Raw genomic sequence first — 17391 nt, 5'->3', positions numbered from 1 at the left:
TGCCGAATGCGCAAGGCTTCGTCCAGTTGCCCGCGTGCTTGCAGGATGTCGGCGTATGCGCCAAAGCTTAAAGTGCGCTCTCGTCGCAACGCATCAGTTAAATTTTCAACTGAGGTCGCAATGACTATAGCTCGTTCAATCGCTAATTTAGCTGCAGCTCCTGATCCTAAATACTGTTGTACTTGAGCCAGAGTCGTTAAAATCCGAAAATCTTCATCCAAACTTAAAATCTGCTGACACAATAGGGCTGCTTCATGCCAGCGATATTGATCACGCATAGTAAAAGCTAAACGATGTCCGACCTCTACCGCTACTGTCGATAATTTTCCTGCTATTGCTAAGCGCACCACTTCCAAACGCTGTGCCTCTGAACCCGACTCACCCCAAAATTCATTTAAAATTTGTGCTGCTTTAGTTGGCAAAAATGCTCGCTCTGATTTAATAAGCTCACTCGCTAAAACATGTTCCAATAAATTAGACACAAAATAATGAGCTTGCCCTTGCTCGTGATTGAGCTCCACTAAACCGATTTTCACACCTTGTACTAAATAGGCTAAGGTCTGCACATCTTCATTCAAAGTCTGCACCACCGCTAAAGGTACGGGCAAACGATATAATGCGGTGAGCGCAATCACCTGTCGCACACTAGGCACTTGTGCATCTAACAAAGCTTGCAACAAAATCTTCTCACGAAAACTTTGAGCCGTACTGTGTAATTGCTTAAATAACTCATCGACTGGAATCGTCTTATCCAAAAACACTTGATTTAGCTGTTCTAATAAACGTGGATTACCGTCCGCTAATTGTAGTGCTTGAGTTTTATGTTCAAGACTAGCTGTTTGTAGCCCAACTAGACGCTGCACTTTCTTATTCAAGTCTGCATCGCGTAGTGAGTTTAGGCTCTCTTTGTGTAACTGATAAGGCGCAGCGATGGGTATATCATGGCGGCAAGTGATGATCACCCGGACATCACTCTTTGTATAATGAATGGCTTCTAAAACAGTATGTAGAATCTGCAAGCTTTGCACTTCATAAGCATGGACACCATCAATTTTGCCTTGCTCACGTTCACTTTTCGGAATATTTTGCTCAAAATCATCCAGAACAATTAACAAAGGCTTATTGCAATAAAGATTGTTTTCTATCGTAAATAAGCTGTGCAAACGTTCATACAAGGTCTTATCTTGATCATTGAGTAGTCGGTAGACCTCGGGTTTGAGTGCTCGACCTAAGCTAGTTAAGAGGCTGGTTTCATCCAAGCGCCCGTAGTGAACTACTTTAAAATATGTGGTCGTCAAACGATCAAGTAAACGCGCTGCTGTGCTACTTTTACCCAAGCCCCCCATGCCATAGAGTAATAAACCCTCTGCATAAGCCTCATTCCCATACCAAGCACGTAAATGTCGCAAACTACGTTGCAATAAACGCCGTCGGCCGACAAACTCAGTACGTTTACAGACAGCAATCATATTGCCAGCATCCAAAAATGCTTGCTCTGTCACCATAGGTGGTATAAAGCGAATCTTGCCTTTAGCCACTAAGGGCCTCAGTTCAGAATGATCAGTGAAGCAGCGTAATAAATGCCAATAAGGGGAGTTTTTTGCCAGTAAATACTGCCGCGCTGCTGCGATTGATTCAGCAATACCTAAGCCTGTGGCTAAGCGATTATATAAAATTGCTGCTGTTTGCGAGGCAGCAAAATCGCCTACAGGTAAAGCCCAGCCAAGTACTACAGGAACTTGTGCTTGCACTAAATTTTCAGCAAAGGATAACATTTCCCGACTCAAGTCGGATTTACCCGTTTCGCAACCAGACAAAAACACGAGGCGCGGAAAGCGATCAGTAGCAACTAATACCTTAGCTAAGTCATGGGCGTTAGTTTTTTGTAGCTGGCCTTCATCATTTTCTAATAAAAATACCGGTTCACTATTCGCTGGAAGCTCAGCATGCCCACTGATATGGATCACATCAGGGGCTTGCTCCATTTCAGTTAAACGTTCTTCTAAGCCATGTAAAGAACCACTTTCTTCTACCTGCAAAACCAGCGGTTTTTTCTCAGTAGCGCTGAGAATACTGGCTTCTTCTGCTTCAAAATCTAAACTGGGTGTAAGATTGATTGGTGAGCTAGCCATAAACAGCAGTTGTAATTGGCGTTGAGCAGGTTGCCACTCATGCTGATGAGCGCTTGCAATTCGTAAAGGCGTAAAAAGGTGAATCTCATCTGCACACCAAAAAGCGTGACCATCGTTTAATAATTCCCAAGGCAAATGCCGCAAACCTAGATCATTAATCCCAAGCTCTACATCAATTCTAAGGGCTAATGCCTGAGGTGGCTGTCGCAACTTTGCTAGGTGGCCTTGAGTTTGAGTATTAAACCAATTGAATAAATCCAGCCCTTGCTGCTTTAAGTCAGGTGCTTGGGTGCGGTAGTTTTTTTGGGTTATCGCCAATAAAGGTTGCAATTCAGTACGCTGAATCGGTTGGCTGGTAAAGTAAGCGTGCTGTTTTTCATCGAGTAGACGCACGGCAAATTGTGCATCATCAATACGATATAAAGTAAGAGTAGCAGTTTTCATCAGCAAGCTAAGCTCCTCACGAAGAAGCTTGGAGTTTAGCAGTTTTTTTGATCTTTAAAACGCTTGAGACACGTTTAATATCACTGAGCGATCCGGTGATTTGAATATCCTTAGTTTGACCATTTTCTGTAATAGCAACAGTGACTTTGCGACTTTCTATATATTTCTCGATCAAGCTTGCAAAAGAATCCAAAATACGGTCTTTACTGAGAAAAACTGTAAAGGCACCGCTCTTGCTTAAGGCCACAATTAATAATTGGCTTGCAATTGGTTAACCGAGCTAATGACTTGACGATGTGCAAGCAGCGCGCAAAAGATGTGCTTACAGTTCAGTCAATACTTGAGAGATTAACCATGAAACGATTCATCCTGATCTTGGCTTTAGGCTTGATGCTGCCTTCGACTTATGCAGTCAGTACTGAAGCATTAATTACGGAGATTCGCCAACACTACCACTCGATTCATCAACAACGGCCGAAGCTTAAAGGCAAAGAGTTTGATGCTGGTTTGCAAGCTACCGAAGGTGTTGAGGCTAAAGCGTTTCGAGATGCTAAGGGCGAGCTAAAGCTGATTAAAACCATCGCTTATGGTGAGATGGGGAAAACATTCAGTGAGTACTATTTTCAGAGTCAGCAATTGATCTTTGTTTTGACTAGTACGCATCGCTATAACGCACCGATGTATGTAGATGAAAAGGCAGCCAAGGAGTTAGGTGTTGCCCCCTTTGATCCAAAAAAAACGGTGGTGACAGAAGACCGCTATTACTTTAATCAAGGTCAATTAATCCGTTGGTTAGATAACAAAAAAAGGTCAATAGCACCGACTCAGCCCGCCTTTGTGACACAGGGCAAGGCTATGCTTCAAATGAGCCAACACTTAGTTTCCAAAGCGCAGGCCGCACAGTAAGTTTCAAGATAAAACCCACCTCCCTTCAGATGGGTTCTAGATTACGGTTATTCGCTTTTGGGTGCGGGTTTTTTAGCTTTGGGAGTGGCTTTCGGTTTGGCAGCTGGGGCGGCTTTCATTTCTTCTTCAGCATGGGTAATGGAACCCGTTTTAAACAGAAACTCTTTTAAAAATTCATCCATCTTTGTGTCTTTGCGACGTATCCACTCTAAGACCATCGCCGCATGCTCTTTTTCTTCGTCGCGATTATGCTCCAAAATCGCTTTTAGCTCAGAGTCTTTGCAAGCATCGGCTCGCTGATTATACCAATCAACCGCTTCCAACTCTTCCATCAGGGATTCAATGGCTCGATGCATATCGCGGGTGGCATCGGACAATTCTTCGATAGGTTCATGATAACCGTCATGTGACATGAGCGACTCCTCGGTGAGTTAATCAGGTTTTAGGCTAGCACGGGCTTGTTGAATTTCCAATCTTCCTCAGTGCCAGTGTCTTGGGTATAGACTATATTTTTAGCTTAAGTACGGTTTCAGTTCATGCCAATCCTCTTTATTACCCTCTATCACAAAAAAATCCGCCTTTTTAGGTTGAATTCGTAGAGTGAAGCGCTTCTTTTTAGCGAGGAAATACATTGGGATGGAAATCAGTAAGCCTATGCCTGTGAATGCGAGCAAAATCATAATCAGCCATTGTTCGAAACTATGATAATTTTTATGGGTCAGGATTTGAAAGGCACTGATGTCTTGAGGCAGTCGATAAGATTTAGCGACCATTAGGCGTGCACGGATTTCTAGTGTGGCATTGTCTTGATTGATTTTGACTGGGCTACCCGCTAAGTCGCCTTCAATAATTCGCATAGAGAGTTCCTTAGTTTATTGCTATTGCAAGCACGTTATCATGATCCGATTCAATATGGCAAAGCTGCTGCTTTATCTAGGATCTGCTTATAATACCAGTCTATTGGATTGAACGAGTAACGGCTATGCCTTGGAAACCGATGCTAGTCATCGCTATTGGTGCATCACTAGGTGCACTCTTACGTTGGCAATTAGGGGTGCGCCTGAATGCTTGGTTTCCACTCTTGCCCCCCGGTACTTTACTTGCCAATTTAATCGGGGCTTACCTAATTGGGATTGCTTTAGCGGTGTTTATGCATCTACCTCAGCTCAGCCCTGAATGGCGCTTGCTTTGGATCACTGGCTTTTGTGGGGGCTTAACCACGTTTTCTACCTTTTCAGTAGAAACCTTCACTTTACTCCAAACAGGGCGCATCCTGTGGGCTTTGGGTTTAGTGTTAGTACATGTGCTCGGTTCGGTGCTAATGACTTGGTTAGGTATCTTAACTTGGCAATGGCTACGCACCACTTAGGCACAAAAATAACAGCTTGTGCTAGTATTGGAATTGACCCAGCTTGTAGTACTTGTTTTACTGCATCGCACCACCAACTATCATCCGGCTCAGCAATGAAGGCCCGGAACTGGAGTCTTAAATGACAGATGTCGCCGTGAGTGCCAGCGAGGCCTTGCAACGCCTGCGTGAGGGCAATGAGCGCTTTGCCAATAATGTACGTAGCCTCGACTCACTGCTTAGCCACACGCAACGTGCTGCTTTGACCGCAGGGCAAAATCCGTTTGCGATTATTTTAGGTTGCTCGGATTCGCGGGTGCCAGCTGAAGTCGTGTTTGATCAAGGGCTAGGTGCTTTATTTGTGATCCGTGTGGCAGGCAATGTCGTAGCCCCTTCACAAATTGGTAGCATTGAATTTGCAGCGACTCAATACGGTACGCGCTTAGTAATCGTAATGGGGCATACCCAATGTGGTGCAGTGAATGCAACTTTAGCTGATCTACGTAACAAAGAGCATAACCCTTCCTCTAACCAACGGTATATCGTCGAACGGATTGCGCCCGCCGTTGCCACTTTGATGGAAACACCATTGAAGGATAATCCCGAGGAACTCATCCGGCATGCCGTGCGTGCGAATATTCGGATGGCAACCAGCCATGTTCGCCACGGTTCAGAGATTTTAGAGAAATTAATTGCGCAGGATGGTTTGATGGTCGTGGGCGCAGAATACTCGTTAGAGACGGGTCAAGTCGATTTCTTCGACGTACCCAATGAGCCATTTACAACGATTTAAGCAGGATGTAAGCAGGATTTAATCTTGAGCTAAAGCCTAGCCGCTGCAGTGAGCGACTAGGCTTAATAGTGCCAAAAATGCAGAACCCTATAAATTATCGGAGGCAAAATCCGCTAAGCGTGATCTTTCCCCGCGTTGCAAAGTCACATGACCGCTATGTTCCCACGCTTTAAAACGATCCACGACATAAGTTAAGCCAGATGAGGTTTCGGTTAAATAGGGGGTATCAATCTGTGCGATATTCCCTAAGCAGACGACTTTAGTCCCAGGACCTGCCCGGGTAATTAAGGTTTTCATCTGCTTAGAGGTGAGGTTTTGAGCCTCATCAATGATGATATAACGGTTTAAAAAGGTACGCCCGCGCATAAAATTGAGTGATTTGATTTTAATCTTGCCCATCAAAAACTCATCCGTTGCTCCACGCCCCCATTTTCCACCATTGCTAGGTTGGGTTAGAACTTCGAGATTATCCATCAAAGCTCCCATCCACGGGGCCATTTTTTCCTCTTCCGTACCGGGTAAGAAGCCAATATCTTCACCGACAGGTACGGTCGCACGAGTCATAATAATTTCTTTATACAGTTGATCATCTAAGGTTTGTGCTAAGCCTGCGGCTAAAGTCAGTAAAGTTTTACCTGTACCCGCTGCCCCTAAGAGTGTTACTAAATCAATATCGGGATCCATCAATAGATTTAGGGCATAATTTTGTTCACGATTACGGGCGTTAATTCCCCATACCGTATGGCGAGCTTCTGTGTAATTATGGATGGTTTCCACAATCACCTGATCCGGCTTGATTTCGCGGACAATCGCCTGAAAACCATTATCGCCCGCTAAGCTAATAAATTCACCGGGCTGCCATTCAGCAGTCAATGGCCCTTCTAGGCGATAGAAAGTATGGCCTTGTTCTTTCCAGGAGTGCATGTTTTTGCTGTGTTCTTCCCAGAAATTGGCGGGTAAATCATGAAAGCCCCGTGGCAACAGATCAGCATCTTCTAAGACTTGATCATTGAAATAATCTTCTGCTTTGAGGTTAACAATATTGGCTTTGATCCGTAGATTAATATCCTTGGAAACCAAAATCACATCGCGCTCGGGATAGCGTGCCTGCAATTTGAGGGCAACGCCTAAAATGGCATTATCCGGTGAGTTGCTCGGTAAGTTTGGGGGTAGGGCGGTGTCGATTAATTCGGTTTGGAAAAATAAGCGCCCGCGTGGATGTTTATCATGACTAAAAATAGAGTTAACATCGAGTGAAACCCCTTTTTCTAAAGAATCTTCGCCTTCTGCTTGAATCAAATCATTTAAAAATCGACTCACCTGCCGGACATTACGGGCGACTTCAGAGACCCCGATTTTATTTTTATCAAGCTCCTCCAAAACCACCATTGGCAAGAACACATCATGTTCATGGAAACGAAATAAAGCGGTGGGATCGTGAATTAAAACATTCGTATCAAGGACAAACAGACGTTTTTCGTGAGTGTGTTGAGGATGTGCTGGAGTCATGCGAGCTTCCGTAAAGTAATGATTAACTAGAGCGCTTGAACAGCCGCTAATACTTCCGCTACATGCCCTTTTACGCTGAGTTTACGCCATGCTTGCCGAAGTTTACCTTGCTGGTCAATCAAGAAGGTGCTGCGTTCTATACCGCGTACTTGTTTGCCATACATATTTTTCAATTTGATGACATCAAATAACTGACAAATCTGCTCCTGTGGATCTGCAATCAATTCAAAGGGAAAGTGTTGCTTAGCCTTAAAGTTTTCATGGGATTTAAGGCTATCACGAGAAATACCCAACACTTCTGCCCCCGCTGCTTGAAATTCGGCATAGCTTGCACTGAAATCTAAACCCTCAGTGGTGCAGCCCGGGGTACTGTCTTTAGGATAAAAGTACAATACGAGGGCTTGTTTGCCATAGAAATCGGATAGGCGGAAGGTCTTGCCGGAGGTCATTGCTGCTGTAAAATCAGGAACAAGCGTACCTGTAGTGAGAGCTGTCATGCGTATTACCCTTAGTTGAGTCCTGCTAAAAACGCATATTGCTATTTATTTAGTCGGAATTTGTCATCATACATTCATCAACTATAGATTATGGTGGCGAACTTTTCGTTAGCAAGTCCCTGTACCACTGATATCTAGGATTATGAACACAGCTTCTTTAACGGATCCGACTTATTTTATCAATCGTGAGCTGAGCTTATTAGCTTTTAATCATCGCGTTTTAGAGTTAGCCCAAGATCAGAGCTTACCTCTGCTGGAGCGCTTGCGCTTTCTGTGTATCTCCAGTGCTAATTTAGATGAGTTCTTTGAAGTGCGGGTTGGTAGCCTACGCCAGCAACAGGCTCTAGGTTTAAACCAAGTCGGTGCGGATGGTTTAGAGCCTAGCCAATTGCTCGATGAAATCGCGGTTCGTGCGCATGTGTTGGTGAGTCAACAATATACGGTTTTAAATGAGGTCTTGATTCCTGCTTTGAAGCAAGCGGGTATTTACTTTATCCGCCGCACTCAATGGAATGAAGCTCAGCGTGAGTGGCTCTCGGATTATTTTGACCATGAATTAATGCCTTTGCTCAATCCGCTAGGTTTAGACCCCTCCCATCCTTTTCCAAAAGTTATTAATAAAAGTCTCAATTTTATTGTTGAACTCGAAGGAGTGGATGCTTTTGGGCGAGAAATTGATGCAGCTATTGTACAAGCACCGCGTGTCTTGCCACGAATTATTCGTCTGCCAGAAGCCATTGCCCCTAGTTGTGATAGTTTTGTATTTTTATCCTCAATCTTGCATGCGTTTATTGGGCGCTTATTTCCGGGGATGTCGGTCGATGGTTGTCATCAATTCCGTATCACGCGAAATAGCAATATGTATGTGGATGAGGAAGAAATAGACGACTTACTCAAAGCCATGAAAGGTGAATTGGCTCAACGCAATACGGGGATGGCTTTACGCTTAGAGGTTTCTGACCACTGCCCACAAGAAAGTGTGGATTTTCTGCAACGCCATTTTCATTTGAAGCAACAAGATGTGTATCGAGTCAGTGGGCCGGTGAATTTGAATCGTTTGCAGACCGTTCTCGATCTAGTGGATCGACCCGAGTTACGTTTTCGCCCCTTTCAGCAAGGTAATTTGCCGACCTTAGCACCGGGTAAGCGCGATATGTTTCGCCTGATTCGCAGTGGTGATGTGTTATTGCATCAGCCCTTCCAATCCTTCCAACCCGTGTTAGATTTTGTCGCGCAAGCCGCCCGTGATCCCGATGTATTGGCGATTAAAATGACCTTATACCGCACAGGTAAGGATTCGGCTTTGGTTGAAAGCCTAGCGCGGGCAGCACGGGCAGGGAAGGAAGTCACGGTGGTGGTTGAACTGCGCGCCCGCTTTGATGAAGAAGCGAATATTGCCTTGACTAGCCGCCTACAAGAAGCCAATGCCCATGTCGTTTACGGTGTAGTCGGTTATAAAACGCATGCTAAATTATGCTTAGTGGTGCGCCGTGAGCAAGGCCAATTAATGCGTTATGCTCATTTGGGTACGGGCAATTATCATGCGGGGACTGCAAAAGCCTATACTGATTTTAGTTTGTTTACGTGTCGCCCAGAAATGACTGAGGATATGCATCGGATTTTCCACATGCTGACAGGGCTTGGGCATATTCGACATTTGAACTGTTTATTGGAGTCACCGTTTCATTTGCACCAAAGTATCTTGCGTAAGATCGAACGTGAAATTGCGCATGCTAAAGCGGGTAAGCCCGCCCATATTATGGCGAAAATGAATGCTTTAATTGAGCCACAAATCATTACAGCTTTATATGAGGCTTCTAGTGCAGGGGTGCAAGTCGATTTAGTGGTGCGGGGGGTTTGTTGTTTGCGCCCGGGGATTGTTGGGGTTTCAGATAATATTCGAGTACGTTCGGTGATGGGGCGCTTTCTAGAACATCCTCGGGTGTATTATTTTAAAAATTCGGGTGCTGAAGAGTTATATTGCAGTAGTGCTGATTGGATGCCCCGCAATTTCTTCCGACGGGTTGAGGTCGCGTTTCCGATTTTAGATGAGGGTCTACGGAAGCGAGTTTATGATGAGGCTTTTGGTTTATATCTACAAGATAATACCCAAGCTTGGATCTTGGATGCACAGGGACAGTACACGCGCTTAACTCCTCAACCCAATGAATTGCCTTTAGCGGCTCAAGACGTGCTTATGGCCTCCCTAGGTGGTGAGGATGCCAGTTTTAGTGGACGGCTGCTTGATGTTGCTCAGCCGACCACTATGCACTAGTTAGCTTGTGCACTTGGTATAATGTACGGTAAACAGCATCGCACTAATTCGGGCGCTACTGGCGCTGGTGGTGGTGCGCAAACGACTGTTGAGGCGTACATTCACATCTTCGCCGCAACGAGCCTTTAACTTGGTTTTGTCTAGTTGGGTAAACACCCGACCGGTGCTTGAGATCCATTGGCTGACCAAGATGGGGTTGGTATCACCCGCTAAGAAATAAGATCGGCGTAATTCAGCACGACCTTTAGCGTAGCCGCTATACACACCATGAATTTCAGTCACGCGGTAGCCATTCGGCACTTTGACCGGTAGGGCTAAATTACAGGTCACATTACCGGGCCTAGCGCGAAAGCCATTGGTGCGAAGGGTCAATACTTGCCCGTTTTTGATGCTTTTGGTGCTATAGCTGAAGCTACCAAAGGAACAGCCACTGCCTGCAATTGCTGGGGTTTCAAAGCTGACACTCGCTGCTTGACTAGGCGCGGCTAGGATCAAACAACTCAGAGTTAAACAGCTGCTTGCTAAGAAAGATAGGGGTTTCATCATCGGCCCTCGTTGGTGAAATCTGAGAGGCTTGGCTCTAACTAGAGGGGGCTAGCTAGAGCCTGTTCATGCAGTTACCGCCGCTTAACAGCGTTGGTATTGTACCTGGAAGACCATGCCATTATTCAGATCTAACGAGTCTACACTGATCGAGCTGCTATTGTTTTTAGTCATAATCCGGCTTTGTACCCGTAGGTTGACATCCTCCCCGCAGCGGGCAAAAGAATTGCTGGTGGTGACTAAATTATCACGCTCAGTATAGTCACGACCACTGCCACCGCTCAGGAGGGTACTTTGGCTTGGGCCGACTTGGCCAGCAAAGAAGTAAGAGCGCCGCAATTCAGCGCTGCCTTCCACGAAACCACGATAATCAGCGGTCATCAAGGAAACTTGGAAGCCATTCGGGACATGTACGGGTACAGCAATATTACAGGTTTTATTACCTGGGTCAGCAGCATAGGCATCAAATAAAATAGTCAGTGTTTGCCCATCGGGTGTAATGGCAAAATCAGTCGTGCCAGCAGGGCAACCAGTCCCTGCAATGGCGGGGGCTTGGAAGAAAACACTGTTAGGATCAGGTGCAGCTAGGCTAGCTGTACTCAGTACACTAGTGAGTAAGGTCGCAGTTAAAACACTTAACGTTTTCATCGGGGTTTTCCTTCTCATTGCATTTTGTAAATAAATTGTCCATATCTTTAGTTATTTAGGTTGCTTAACAACCTCGGGTGATGACGGGCATCACTCTTGAATATTCTGGAAGGTTTTTACCAGAATCTCTATCCCTTAGATAAGTAAGCATCCTTGTTATTCAGCTCCCTTAAATAGGGGATACAGACTCAAGCTGAGTTGATCGCTTAGCCATCAATAAAAAAGCACTCTAACGATGGTCATTAGAGTGCTAAGGATAGATTTGTCTGAGTTAATTAAGTTAAATTTATTAAAATATAAGAATGATTAATTACACTTCTTGTATTGCAGATGGAAAATCATACCGTTATTTAGGTCTAATGAATCCACACTGATCGAGCTACTATTGGTTTTGGTACGAATACGACTATTAATCCGCAAGTTCACATCTTGGCCGCAGCGTGCAAACGATTCACTCATGGTCAATAGATTATCGCGTTGAGTGTATTCGCGGCCGCTCGGTGAACTCATGGGTGTCACTAAGGACGGACCTGTAGCACCAGCAAAGAAATAAGAACGACGCAGTTCAGCTTTGCCTTCTATAAATCCACGATAGTCAGCTGTCATCAGGGACACTTGGAAACCATTGGGTACATGGACGGGGACTGCAATATTACAAGTTTTGTTGCCCGGATCAGCTGAATAGGCATCAAAGAGAATTGTCATGGTTTGCCCATCGGGCGTGATTGCAAAGTCCGTGGTGCCTGCAGGGCAACCAGTCCCTGCAATGGCAGGGGCTTGGAAATAAACGGAATTATTACTCGGTGCGGCAGCGCTGGTTTGGCTGAGTACGGCGGCAGTTAATAAGGCTGATCCTAAGATGGTTAATTTTTTCATTGCAAAACCCTCGTATCAAATTTAAAACGGAGTGACTAAAATGGTTGGCTTACGGTTACTTTCAAAGCCTTGGTAACGACTCGGTAATGGCTGGCATCACCATGAAAACTATCTTGCCAAGTTTAATAAACGCGGTGCATCCCCTAGATTAGTACTTATTAGCCTAGACAGCTCCCTTAAATAGGGGAGGATTTCAATTAGGGGGTGAACTCAGTGGGTGATCCCGTCACCCTAGTTGGCTAGGCTAAGCTTGGGCAGTCGGCGTACACCGTGCAGAAATAGAAAAGGCGCTACTACTCTACAGTAATAGCGCCAAAGATGGAGATGCGCGAAAAATCAAGCAGATAGGTTTAGGTCAAAACACTCGATCCAAACTCGATCCAAGTATTAGGAATTACATCTTTTATATTTCAGATGGAAAATCATACCGTTATTTAAGTCTAAAGAGTCCACGCTAATGGAGCTGCTATTAGTGCGGGTGCGAATCCGGCTATTAATCCGTAGGTTGACATCTTGACCACAACGTGCAAAGGATTCACTCATTGTGAGTAGATTATCCCGTTGCGTATAATCTTTACCACTTGCGGAACTCATCGGCGTTACTAATGAAGGCCCGGTTGAGCCAGCAAAGAAATAAGAGCGCCGTAATTCGGCACGGCCTTGCACAAAACCACGATAATCAGCGGTCATGAGTGAGACTTGGAAGCCATTGGGTACATGCACCGGAATCGCAATGTTACAGCTCAAATTACCGGGGTCGGCGACATAAGAGTCAAAGAGGATGGTTAAAGTTTGTCCGTCAGGGGTGATGGCATAGTCAGTGGTGCCACCCGGACAGCCTGAACCTGCAATCGCAGGATCTTGGAAATAAACGGAGTTATTGCTCGGTGCAGCAGCGGCAGTATTGGCTACTAAAGCTAAGGTTGCTGCTGCGATGATAGTACTTAAAGTTTTCATGATCTTGTTCCTCAGGTATCGGTATAAGTCGATTTCACTTACTGATCTATTCGGGTGGCGTTTGCTACTGTGCTGGCCATCTGAGTTCTATAGTGCGCTTGCCGCAGTCATTTGTGCATCCCCTAGATAAACGAGTCTGGCTCTACCGCTTGTCCCCTAAATGAGGGAGCTAGTCAGTGTCAATTTTCTCCGCTGAGCTGAAAATGACGAATCCCCTATTTAAGGGGTACGCAAGGAATTAGTGATCACGTATAAAACAAATTAGTAGAGTTTTAAATCTCAGTTTTGACCCTAAATAAGCTAAAACGATTTGAGGACGCATAATGACAAATTCACACATTCAACGAGTGTTTCTGGTCGAAGACGATCACGGAACCCTGAATCGTTTAGCTGACATTATCCGTACTCAAAGCAGTTTAAATTTAGTCGGAATGGCGAGTACTTATACCGAGGCCTCTCAATGGTTAGACAATCATGATTTAGATGTGTTGTTAACCGACTTAGGGCTACCTGATGGGAATGGTAAACAATTAATTGAACAAACTCGTGAACAGCATCCGAAAGCAGAAGTCATGGTTATTTCTCGCTTTGGGGATGAGAATAGTGTGGTGGAGGCGATTAAAGCCGGGGCTAGTGGTTATTTGCTGAAAGATGAACCGGCGACTCATATTGCGGATGCCATTCACCAGTTGTTACAGGGCGGCTCTCCGATTAGCCCGGCGATTGCGCGTTATATTTTGGATTATTTCCAGCAAACTGATACCAGCACGCCTAGTGGCAGTGAGAATGATGCCTTACTCACGCCGAAAGAAAAAATGGTGCTGCAATACATCTCTCGGGGCTATTCTAATAAAGAAATTGCCCGCTCTTTGGATATTTCACCGCATACGGTGGCTTCGCATATTAAGCGGATTTACCAGAAGTTAGAGGTGAATTCGCGCAACGAAGCGGTATTTGAAGGTTGGCGCATGGGGCAACTGAGTATGTTGCAAAATCAAACCTCACATGCTGCCCACAAAGATGCCAAGCAAGTGGCTGAAGCATTGAAAATGGGTGGTAAAAACGGCAGTGAGATTTTAGATGTATTGACTATGGTATTCAGCTTAGATCTTGGACAATGCATTCAATGTTTACAACAACTGCATTATTCAGCCAGTGAGATTTTTTTAGCAGTACGTAAGAGTTTTAAGGTGGATGATAAATCCATCATCCAAGCGATGTTGACTCAAGGCTTCAGTCATGAAGAAGCCTTAGGTGCCATGTTAGATCAGTTATAGCGAATGCTCAGATTCGTTCGCAAGGGACTGTTTTCTTGAAAATCATTGACTTAAGAATACCTGCTCGCTTAGGTGTATGGCCTATCATGCTCCTCGTTGGAGTGTGTTTAGTCTTAGGTTGGCAAATTACCACGGTGCGCTATCAGCCTCCTGCAGAGGGTGCACTCAGCCGAAATAATGCTACGGTGGTGGTTGCTGATCCGAGTGCTTGCCCTGCGAGTATTTCAGATGGCCTAGCCACGGCGGATATTGTAGTGCCTTTGGCGGAGATTCTGGGTCATTGTGTGCGTCAGTCCCTTGCTCAGTTGGAGCAACAAGGTAAAGCAGTGATTTTACCCCATGAGTGGCGCGATGAGTTCAGCACCTTGCCCGCTCTAAAATCTGGTCAAGCCGTGTATCGGGTCAAAGTATCCTTTTCGACCACACCACAAGGTTTGTGGAGCTTAGTTTTGCCTACGACGGGCAATAATCCGGCCATCTTGGTCAATGATAGGTTAATTGGTTGGGGCGGCAGCTTTCAAACCCCGGTGGCACGCAATACCAATCGCCCTTTGATGTTTACCATTCCCCAAGGTTTGTTAATTCAAGGTGATAACTATTTTGATATTTATGTGGTCAGTGAACCTGCTGCTACTGGCTTTTTAGATCGCTTAGTCATTGGGCGTGCTGAAGTTTTAGAGGCGAGTTATCAGCGTTACCATTTTTTTCGTTCAACCTTGCCTCAAATTATTGCCTTAGTGGTACTCGTCCTGAGTTGTGCGATGGGGATGCTGTGGTTTTACCGCCGCCAAGATCGGGAGTATGGCTTCTGTGCTTTAGGTGGCGTGTTTTGGTCGATTTATACCTTAGATCAGTTTGTAGTGAATATTGCAGGTAGTTATCGTCTTTGGGATTGGTTGAGTGTTGTCAGTTTAGGTGGCTTAAGTTTAATCGGAGTATTTTTTATTCATCGCTTTTTACAGCAACGTTACCCACGGACTGAACAGAGTTTATTGATCAGTTTAGTGGGGCTAGCACTGCTATTAGCGGTCGTACCTGAAGCTTGGTTTTATGGTTTGTTGCGCTTTGTTGCTTATCCTGTGATGTGCTTCAGTTTGTTATATGTTTTGTTGTTTGCAGCCCATGCCGCTTGGCAGGTCAGAAGTGCCGACCTATATGTGTTGGTTGCAGCAGGCAGTGTGGTCGTGCTCTTAGCTTTCTATGACCTGATGGTGATTTGGGGATTTGAATCTTTAGCTTATGGTCGGTTTCTTCATTTTGGTGCGCCCTTTGTGTTGCTCGCGTTTGGTTGGATTTTACTCCAGCGGTTCGTTCGCTCTTTGCAAGCGATGGAAAGTTTCAATGTCCAGCTGATTGAACTAAACCAAGAGTTAGAAGCACGTGTTGAGGAAAAGACCCGCAAAATAGCTCAAAGCTATGAAACCATTCGGATTTTAGGCCAAGAGCAAGTGTTGCTGCATGAGCGCTCTCGGATTATGCGTGATATGCATGACGGAATCGGTGTGTATCTGACGAGTATGTTACGTCAATTGGAAAACGACACCGTAGATCGGCAGCAATTAAGTCATGCTGCCCATCATGCTTTAAACGATTTGCGCTTAATGATCGACTCATTAGGTAGTGCGAGTACAGATTTACCCGCGATGTTAGGTATGTTTCGCACGCGGATTGGCGTGGCTTTAGAGGCTTGTGGCGTGGACTTAGAGTGGAATGTAGATGAATTACCACCACTGGCTGATTTTGGCCCAGAGCGTGCTTTGAATTTGTTGAGAATTTTGCAAGAAGCGTTCACGAATGCCTTAAAGCATTCTAGTGCAACTTGCATCCGTTTATCAGCAAAAACGGAGTCAAAATCGAAGGGTTCAAGTCTAATTATTATCGAGGTCTGTGATAACGGCAAGGGCTTCAACTTAGAGGGGCGTGCGGGCAATGGTTTAAAAAATATGCGGTACCGCGCACAAAAAATTAAAGCAGAGTTTGCTATCAAGCCAAGTGTTCTTGGGACTTGTCTTGAAATTGGGTTGCCACTACCAAATGTGTAGTAGCAGTAGTCAACAAGCCAGAAGAGTGAAAACAAAAGCTTGTTAAGTTGGTCGTGATATTTTTGAGGATTTCGATATGTTTATTAAAAAATTTGCTAATCAGTTAATTTTATTTGCGGGCTTAGCCTTAACTCAAACCGCTTTTGCCGTTGAGTTGGCCCCGACTAAGCTTGAGTATCAGCATGCAGAGGAAGCAGGCGGTAAGGGCAGCGATGTGATTAAGCTGACACCGCCAAAAGCCTGTGCAGTTTTTGATAGCGCTCGGATTGTCTACAAAAAACGCCGTTATGGTCAGGCCGATATTGTCAGCAAACCCTCGGCAGGTTGTAATCCAGCCAATGCTCAATGTAAGTTAGAGGTCAAATGGGAGCATGAGCCAGCAGGACGCTTAACTTATCAAGTAGAAATTAATTGGCAAGTTCAGCCCAGCTGCTAAGGTCTAAGCGGCCAAGTTCAAGGCTACCGTGGTAATGCTTGTGTTTCCCTAACTGCATCAAGTAGTATGCTTTGCAGATTTAATAACTGGAGGGATTCCATGTTTCGCGGCAGTATGGTAGCACTGGTCACCCCCATGACCATCGCAGGAGAGATTGACGAGCAAGCCCTAGAGGCCTTAGTTGGGTTTCATATCGAGCATGGTACTGATGCCATTGTCGCAGTAGGAACTACCGGTGAATCAGCGACTCTCTCGCATAAGGAACATAGCTATGTCGTGAAGCGTGTCGTGCAGCTTGTGAATAAGCGGATTCCTGTGATTGCGGGTACAGGCTCGAATAGCACGGATGAAGCGATTGAACTCACACAAGCTGCAATGCGTGATGGTGCAGATGCTTGTCTATTAGTGACGCCTTATTACAATAAGCCGCCCCAAGAAGGCTTATATCAGCATTATAAAAAAATTGCTGAACAGGTCGCTATTCCTCAAATCCTCTATAATGTACCCGGTCGAACAGGTTGTGATTTGTTGCCCGAAACTGTTGAGCGCTTAGCCTCTATTTCCAATATTGTGGGTATTAAAGAGGCGACGGGTAATCTTGAGCGCGCCCGCGAAATCATACAACGTTGCGGTGAGCGTTTGGATGTTTACAGTGGTGATGACGCGACTGCAATGGAGCTGATTCTTGCGGGTGGCAAAGGCAATATT

Annotated in this window: 18 protein-coding genes (1 of these 18 only partly in view); 8 read left to right on the top strand and 10 right to left on the bottom strand. The window is 45.2% G+C overall.

Annotated elements, in window-relative coordinates; genetic code table 11:
* Together B5D50_RS18965 and B5D50_RS20420 are read right to left on the bottom strand one after the other, a co-directional pair.
* The coding region (locus B5D50_RS18965; RefSeq protein WP_143594424.1) for a CHAT domain-containing protein at nt 1-2576 on the bottom strand (2576 nt) is incomplete at its 3' end.
* Nucleotides 2577-2592: 16 nt separating this feature from the next.
* Nucleotides 2593-2823 carry a hypothetical protein gene (locus B5D50_RS20420; RefSeq protein WP_078924226.1) on the bottom strand — a complete coding sequence of 77 codons (231 nt, stop codon included), beginning with the start codon at nt 2821-2823 and terminating at the stop codon, nt 2593-2595.
* Between the two features lie 107 nt (nt 2824-2930).
* On the opposite strand from B5D50_RS20420, the gene B5D50_RS18955 reads away from it, so the two are divergent.
* Nucleotides 2931-3482, top strand: a complete 552-nt coding sequence (locus tag B5D50_RS18955; protein ID WP_078924225.1) for a hypothetical protein — start codon at nt 2931-2933, stop codon at nt 3480-3482.
* A 47-nt stretch (nt 3483-3529) separates the two neighbouring features.
* Here B5D50_RS18955 and B5D50_RS18950 read toward each other — a convergent pair whose 3' ends face one another.
* Both B5D50_RS18950 and B5D50_RS18945 read right to left on the bottom strand, forming a co-directional pair.
* Complete coding sequence (locus B5D50_RS18950; RefSeq protein WP_078924224.1) at nt 3530-3895, bottom strand: encapsulin-associated ferritin-like protein; 366 nt, start codon at nt 3893-3895, stop codon at nt 3530-3532.
* Nucleotides 3896-3994: 99 nt separating this feature from the next.
* The gene (locus tag B5D50_RS18945) at nt 3995-4339 is read right to left on the bottom strand and encodes a hypothetical protein (protein ID WP_078924223.1); all 345 of its coding nucleotides are present in this window, start codon (nt 4337-4339) and stop codon (nt 3995-3997) included.
* 125 nt (nt 4340-4464) lie between these two features.
* Here B5D50_RS18945 and crcB point away from each other — a divergent pair, with 125 nt between their 5' ends.
* Both crcB and B5D50_RS18935 read left to right on the top strand, forming a co-directional pair.
* On the top strand, nt 4465-4851 hold the full coding sequence (gene crcB, locus B5D50_RS18940; RefSeq protein WP_078924222.1) for a fluoride efflux transporter CrcB: 387 nt from the start codon (nt 4465-4467) through the stop codon (nt 4849-4851).
* 121 nt (nt 4852-4972) lie between these two features.
* Nucleotides 4973-5623, top strand: a complete 651-nt coding sequence (locus B5D50_RS18935; RefSeq protein WP_078924221.1) for a carbonic anhydrase — start codon at nt 4973-4975, stop codon at nt 5621-5623.
* Nucleotides 5624-5710: 87 nt separating this feature from the next.
* Here B5D50_RS18935 and B5D50_RS18930 read toward each other — a convergent pair whose 3' ends face one another.
* On the bottom strand, nt 5711-7132 hold the full coding sequence (locus B5D50_RS18930; protein WP_078924220.1) for a PhoH family protein: 1422 nt from the start codon (nt 7130-7132) through the stop codon (nt 5711-5713).
* Between the two features lie 26 nt (nt 7133-7158).
* Nucleotides 7159-7629: a peroxiredoxin gene (locus B5D50_RS18925; protein ID WP_078924219.1), complete on the bottom strand. Its 471-nt coding sequence runs from the start codon at nt 7627-7629 to the stop codon at nt 7159-7161.
* Between the two features lie 142 nt (nt 7630-7771).
* On the opposite strand from B5D50_RS18925, the gene ppk1 reads away from it, so the two are divergent.
* The gene (ppk1, locus tag B5D50_RS18920; protein ID WP_078924218.1) at nt 7772-9904 is read left to right on the top strand and encodes a polyphosphate kinase 1; all 2133 of its coding nucleotides are present in this window, start codon (nt 7772-7774) and stop codon (nt 9902-9904) included.
* Here the strand turns inward: ppk1 and B5D50_RS18915 are convergent, their stop codons facing one another.
* From B5D50_RS18915 to B5D50_RS18900, 4 genes are all read right to left on the bottom strand, one after another.
* Nucleotides 9905-10450, bottom strand: a complete 546-nt coding sequence (locus B5D50_RS18915) for a DUF4360 domain-containing protein (protein WP_078924217.1) — start codon at nt 10448-10450, stop codon at nt 9905-9907. It abuts the gene before it with no gap.
* An 81-nt stretch (nt 10451-10531) separates the two neighbouring features.
* Complete coding sequence (locus tag B5D50_RS18910) at nt 10532-11095, bottom strand: DUF4360 domain-containing protein (RefSeq protein ID WP_078924216.1); 564 nt, start codon at nt 11093-11095, stop codon at nt 10532-10534.
* Nucleotides 11096-11401: 306 nt separating this feature from the next.
* Nucleotides 11402-11971: a DUF4360 domain-containing protein gene (locus B5D50_RS18905; protein WP_078924215.1), complete on the bottom strand. Its 570-nt coding sequence runs from the start codon at nt 11969-11971 to the stop codon at nt 11402-11404.
* A 387-nt stretch (nt 11972-12358) separates the two neighbouring features.
* On the bottom strand, nt 12359-12928 hold the full coding sequence (locus tag B5D50_RS18900) for a DUF4360 domain-containing protein (protein WP_078924214.1): 570 nt from the start codon (nt 12926-12928) through the stop codon (nt 12359-12361).
* 323 nt (nt 12929-13251) lie between these two features.
* Here B5D50_RS18900 and B5D50_RS18895 point away from each other — a divergent pair, with 323 nt between their 5' ends.
* The 4 genes from B5D50_RS18895 to dapA all read left to right on the top strand — a co-directional run.
* Nucleotides 13252-14205 carry a response regulator gene (locus B5D50_RS18895; RefSeq protein ID WP_078924213.1) on the top strand — a complete coding sequence of 318 codons (954 nt, stop codon included), beginning with the start codon at nt 13252-13254 and terminating at the stop codon, nt 14203-14205.
* A 35-nt stretch (nt 14206-14240) separates the two neighbouring features.
* Nucleotides 14241-16247, top strand: a complete 2007-nt coding sequence (locus B5D50_RS18890; protein WP_143594423.1) for a sensor histidine kinase — start codon at nt 14241-14243, stop codon at nt 16245-16247.
* Nucleotides 16248-16323: 76 nt separating this feature from the next.
* A complete protein-coding gene (locus B5D50_RS18885; RefSeq protein ID WP_078924211.1) occupies nt 16324-16683 on the top strand; it encodes a hypothetical protein in 360 nt (119 codons plus the stop codon).
* A gap of 99 nt (nt 16684-16782) precedes the next feature.
* Nucleotides 16783-17391 carry the 5' portion of a 4-hydroxy-tetrahydrodipicolinate synthase gene (gene dapA / locus B5D50_RS18880; protein WP_078924210.1) on the top strand. Its footprint extends 273 nt past the window's final position, so the window shows 609 of its 882 coding nt (coding positions 1-609); the start codon lies at nt 16783-16785; its stop codon lies beyond the right edge, outside the window.

This window comes from Thiothrix eikelboomii, from assembly GCF_900167255.1.
Lineage (GTDB): Bacteria > Pseudomonadota > Gammaproteobacteria > Thiotrichales > Thiotrichaceae > Thiolinea > Thiolinea eikelboomii.
The sequence above is the reverse complement of the archived record's forward strand: the minus strand, read 5'-3'. Positions and strand labels throughout refer to the sequence as shown.

Coding starts and splice junctions, on each gene's coding strand:
- B5D50_RS18945 (WP_078924223.1), bottom strand. CDS start 4,339: ATGCGAATTATTGAAGGCGACTTAGCGGGTAGCCCAGTCAAAATCAAT.
- B5D50_RS18925 (WP_078924219.1), bottom strand. CDS start 7,629: ATGACAGCTCTCACTACAGGTACGCTTGTTCCTGATTTTACAGCAGCA.
- B5D50_RS18895 (WP_078924213.1), top strand. CDS start 13,252: ATGACAAATTCACACATTCAACGAGTGTTTCTGGTCGAAGACGATCAC.
- ppk1 (WP_078924218.1), top strand. CDS start 7,772: ATGAACACAGCTTCTTTAACGGATCCGACTTATTTTATCAATCGTGAG.
- B5D50_RS18885 (WP_078924211.1), top strand. CDS start 16,324: ATGTTTATTAAAAAATTTGCTAATCAGTTAATTTTATTTGCGGGCTTA.
- B5D50_RS18910 (WP_078924216.1), bottom strand. CDS start 11,095: ATGAAAACGTTAAGTGTTTTAACTGCGACCTTACTCACTAGTGTACTG.
- B5D50_RS18935 (WP_078924221.1), top strand. CDS start 4,973: ATGACAGATGTCGCCGTGAGTGCCAGCGAGGCCTTGCAACGCCTGCGT.
- crcB (WP_078924222.1), top strand. CDS start 4,465: ATGCCTTGGAAACCGATGCTAGTCATCGCTATTGGTGCATCACTAGGT.
- B5D50_RS18905 (WP_078924215.1), bottom strand. CDS start 11,971: ATGAAAAAATTAACCATCTTAGGATCAGCCTTATTAACTGCCGCCGTA.
- B5D50_RS18955 (WP_078924225.1), top strand. CDS start 2,931: ATGAAACGATTCATCCTGATCTTGGCTTTAGGCTTGATGCTGCCTTCG.
- B5D50_RS18900 (WP_078924214.1), bottom strand. CDS start 12,928: ATGAAAACTTTAAGTACTATCATCGCAGCAGCAACCTTAGCTTTAGTA.
- B5D50_RS18930 (WP_078924220.1), bottom strand. CDS start 7,132: ATGACTCCAGCACATCCTCAACACACTCACGAAAAACGTCTGTTTGTC.
- B5D50_RS18950 (WP_078924224.1), bottom strand. CDS start 3,895: ATGTCACATGACGGTTATCATGAACCTATCGAAGAATTGTCCGATGCC.
- B5D50_RS18915 (WP_078924217.1), bottom strand. CDS start 10,450: ATGATGAAACCCCTATCTTTCTTAGCAAGCAGCTGTTTAACTCTGAGT.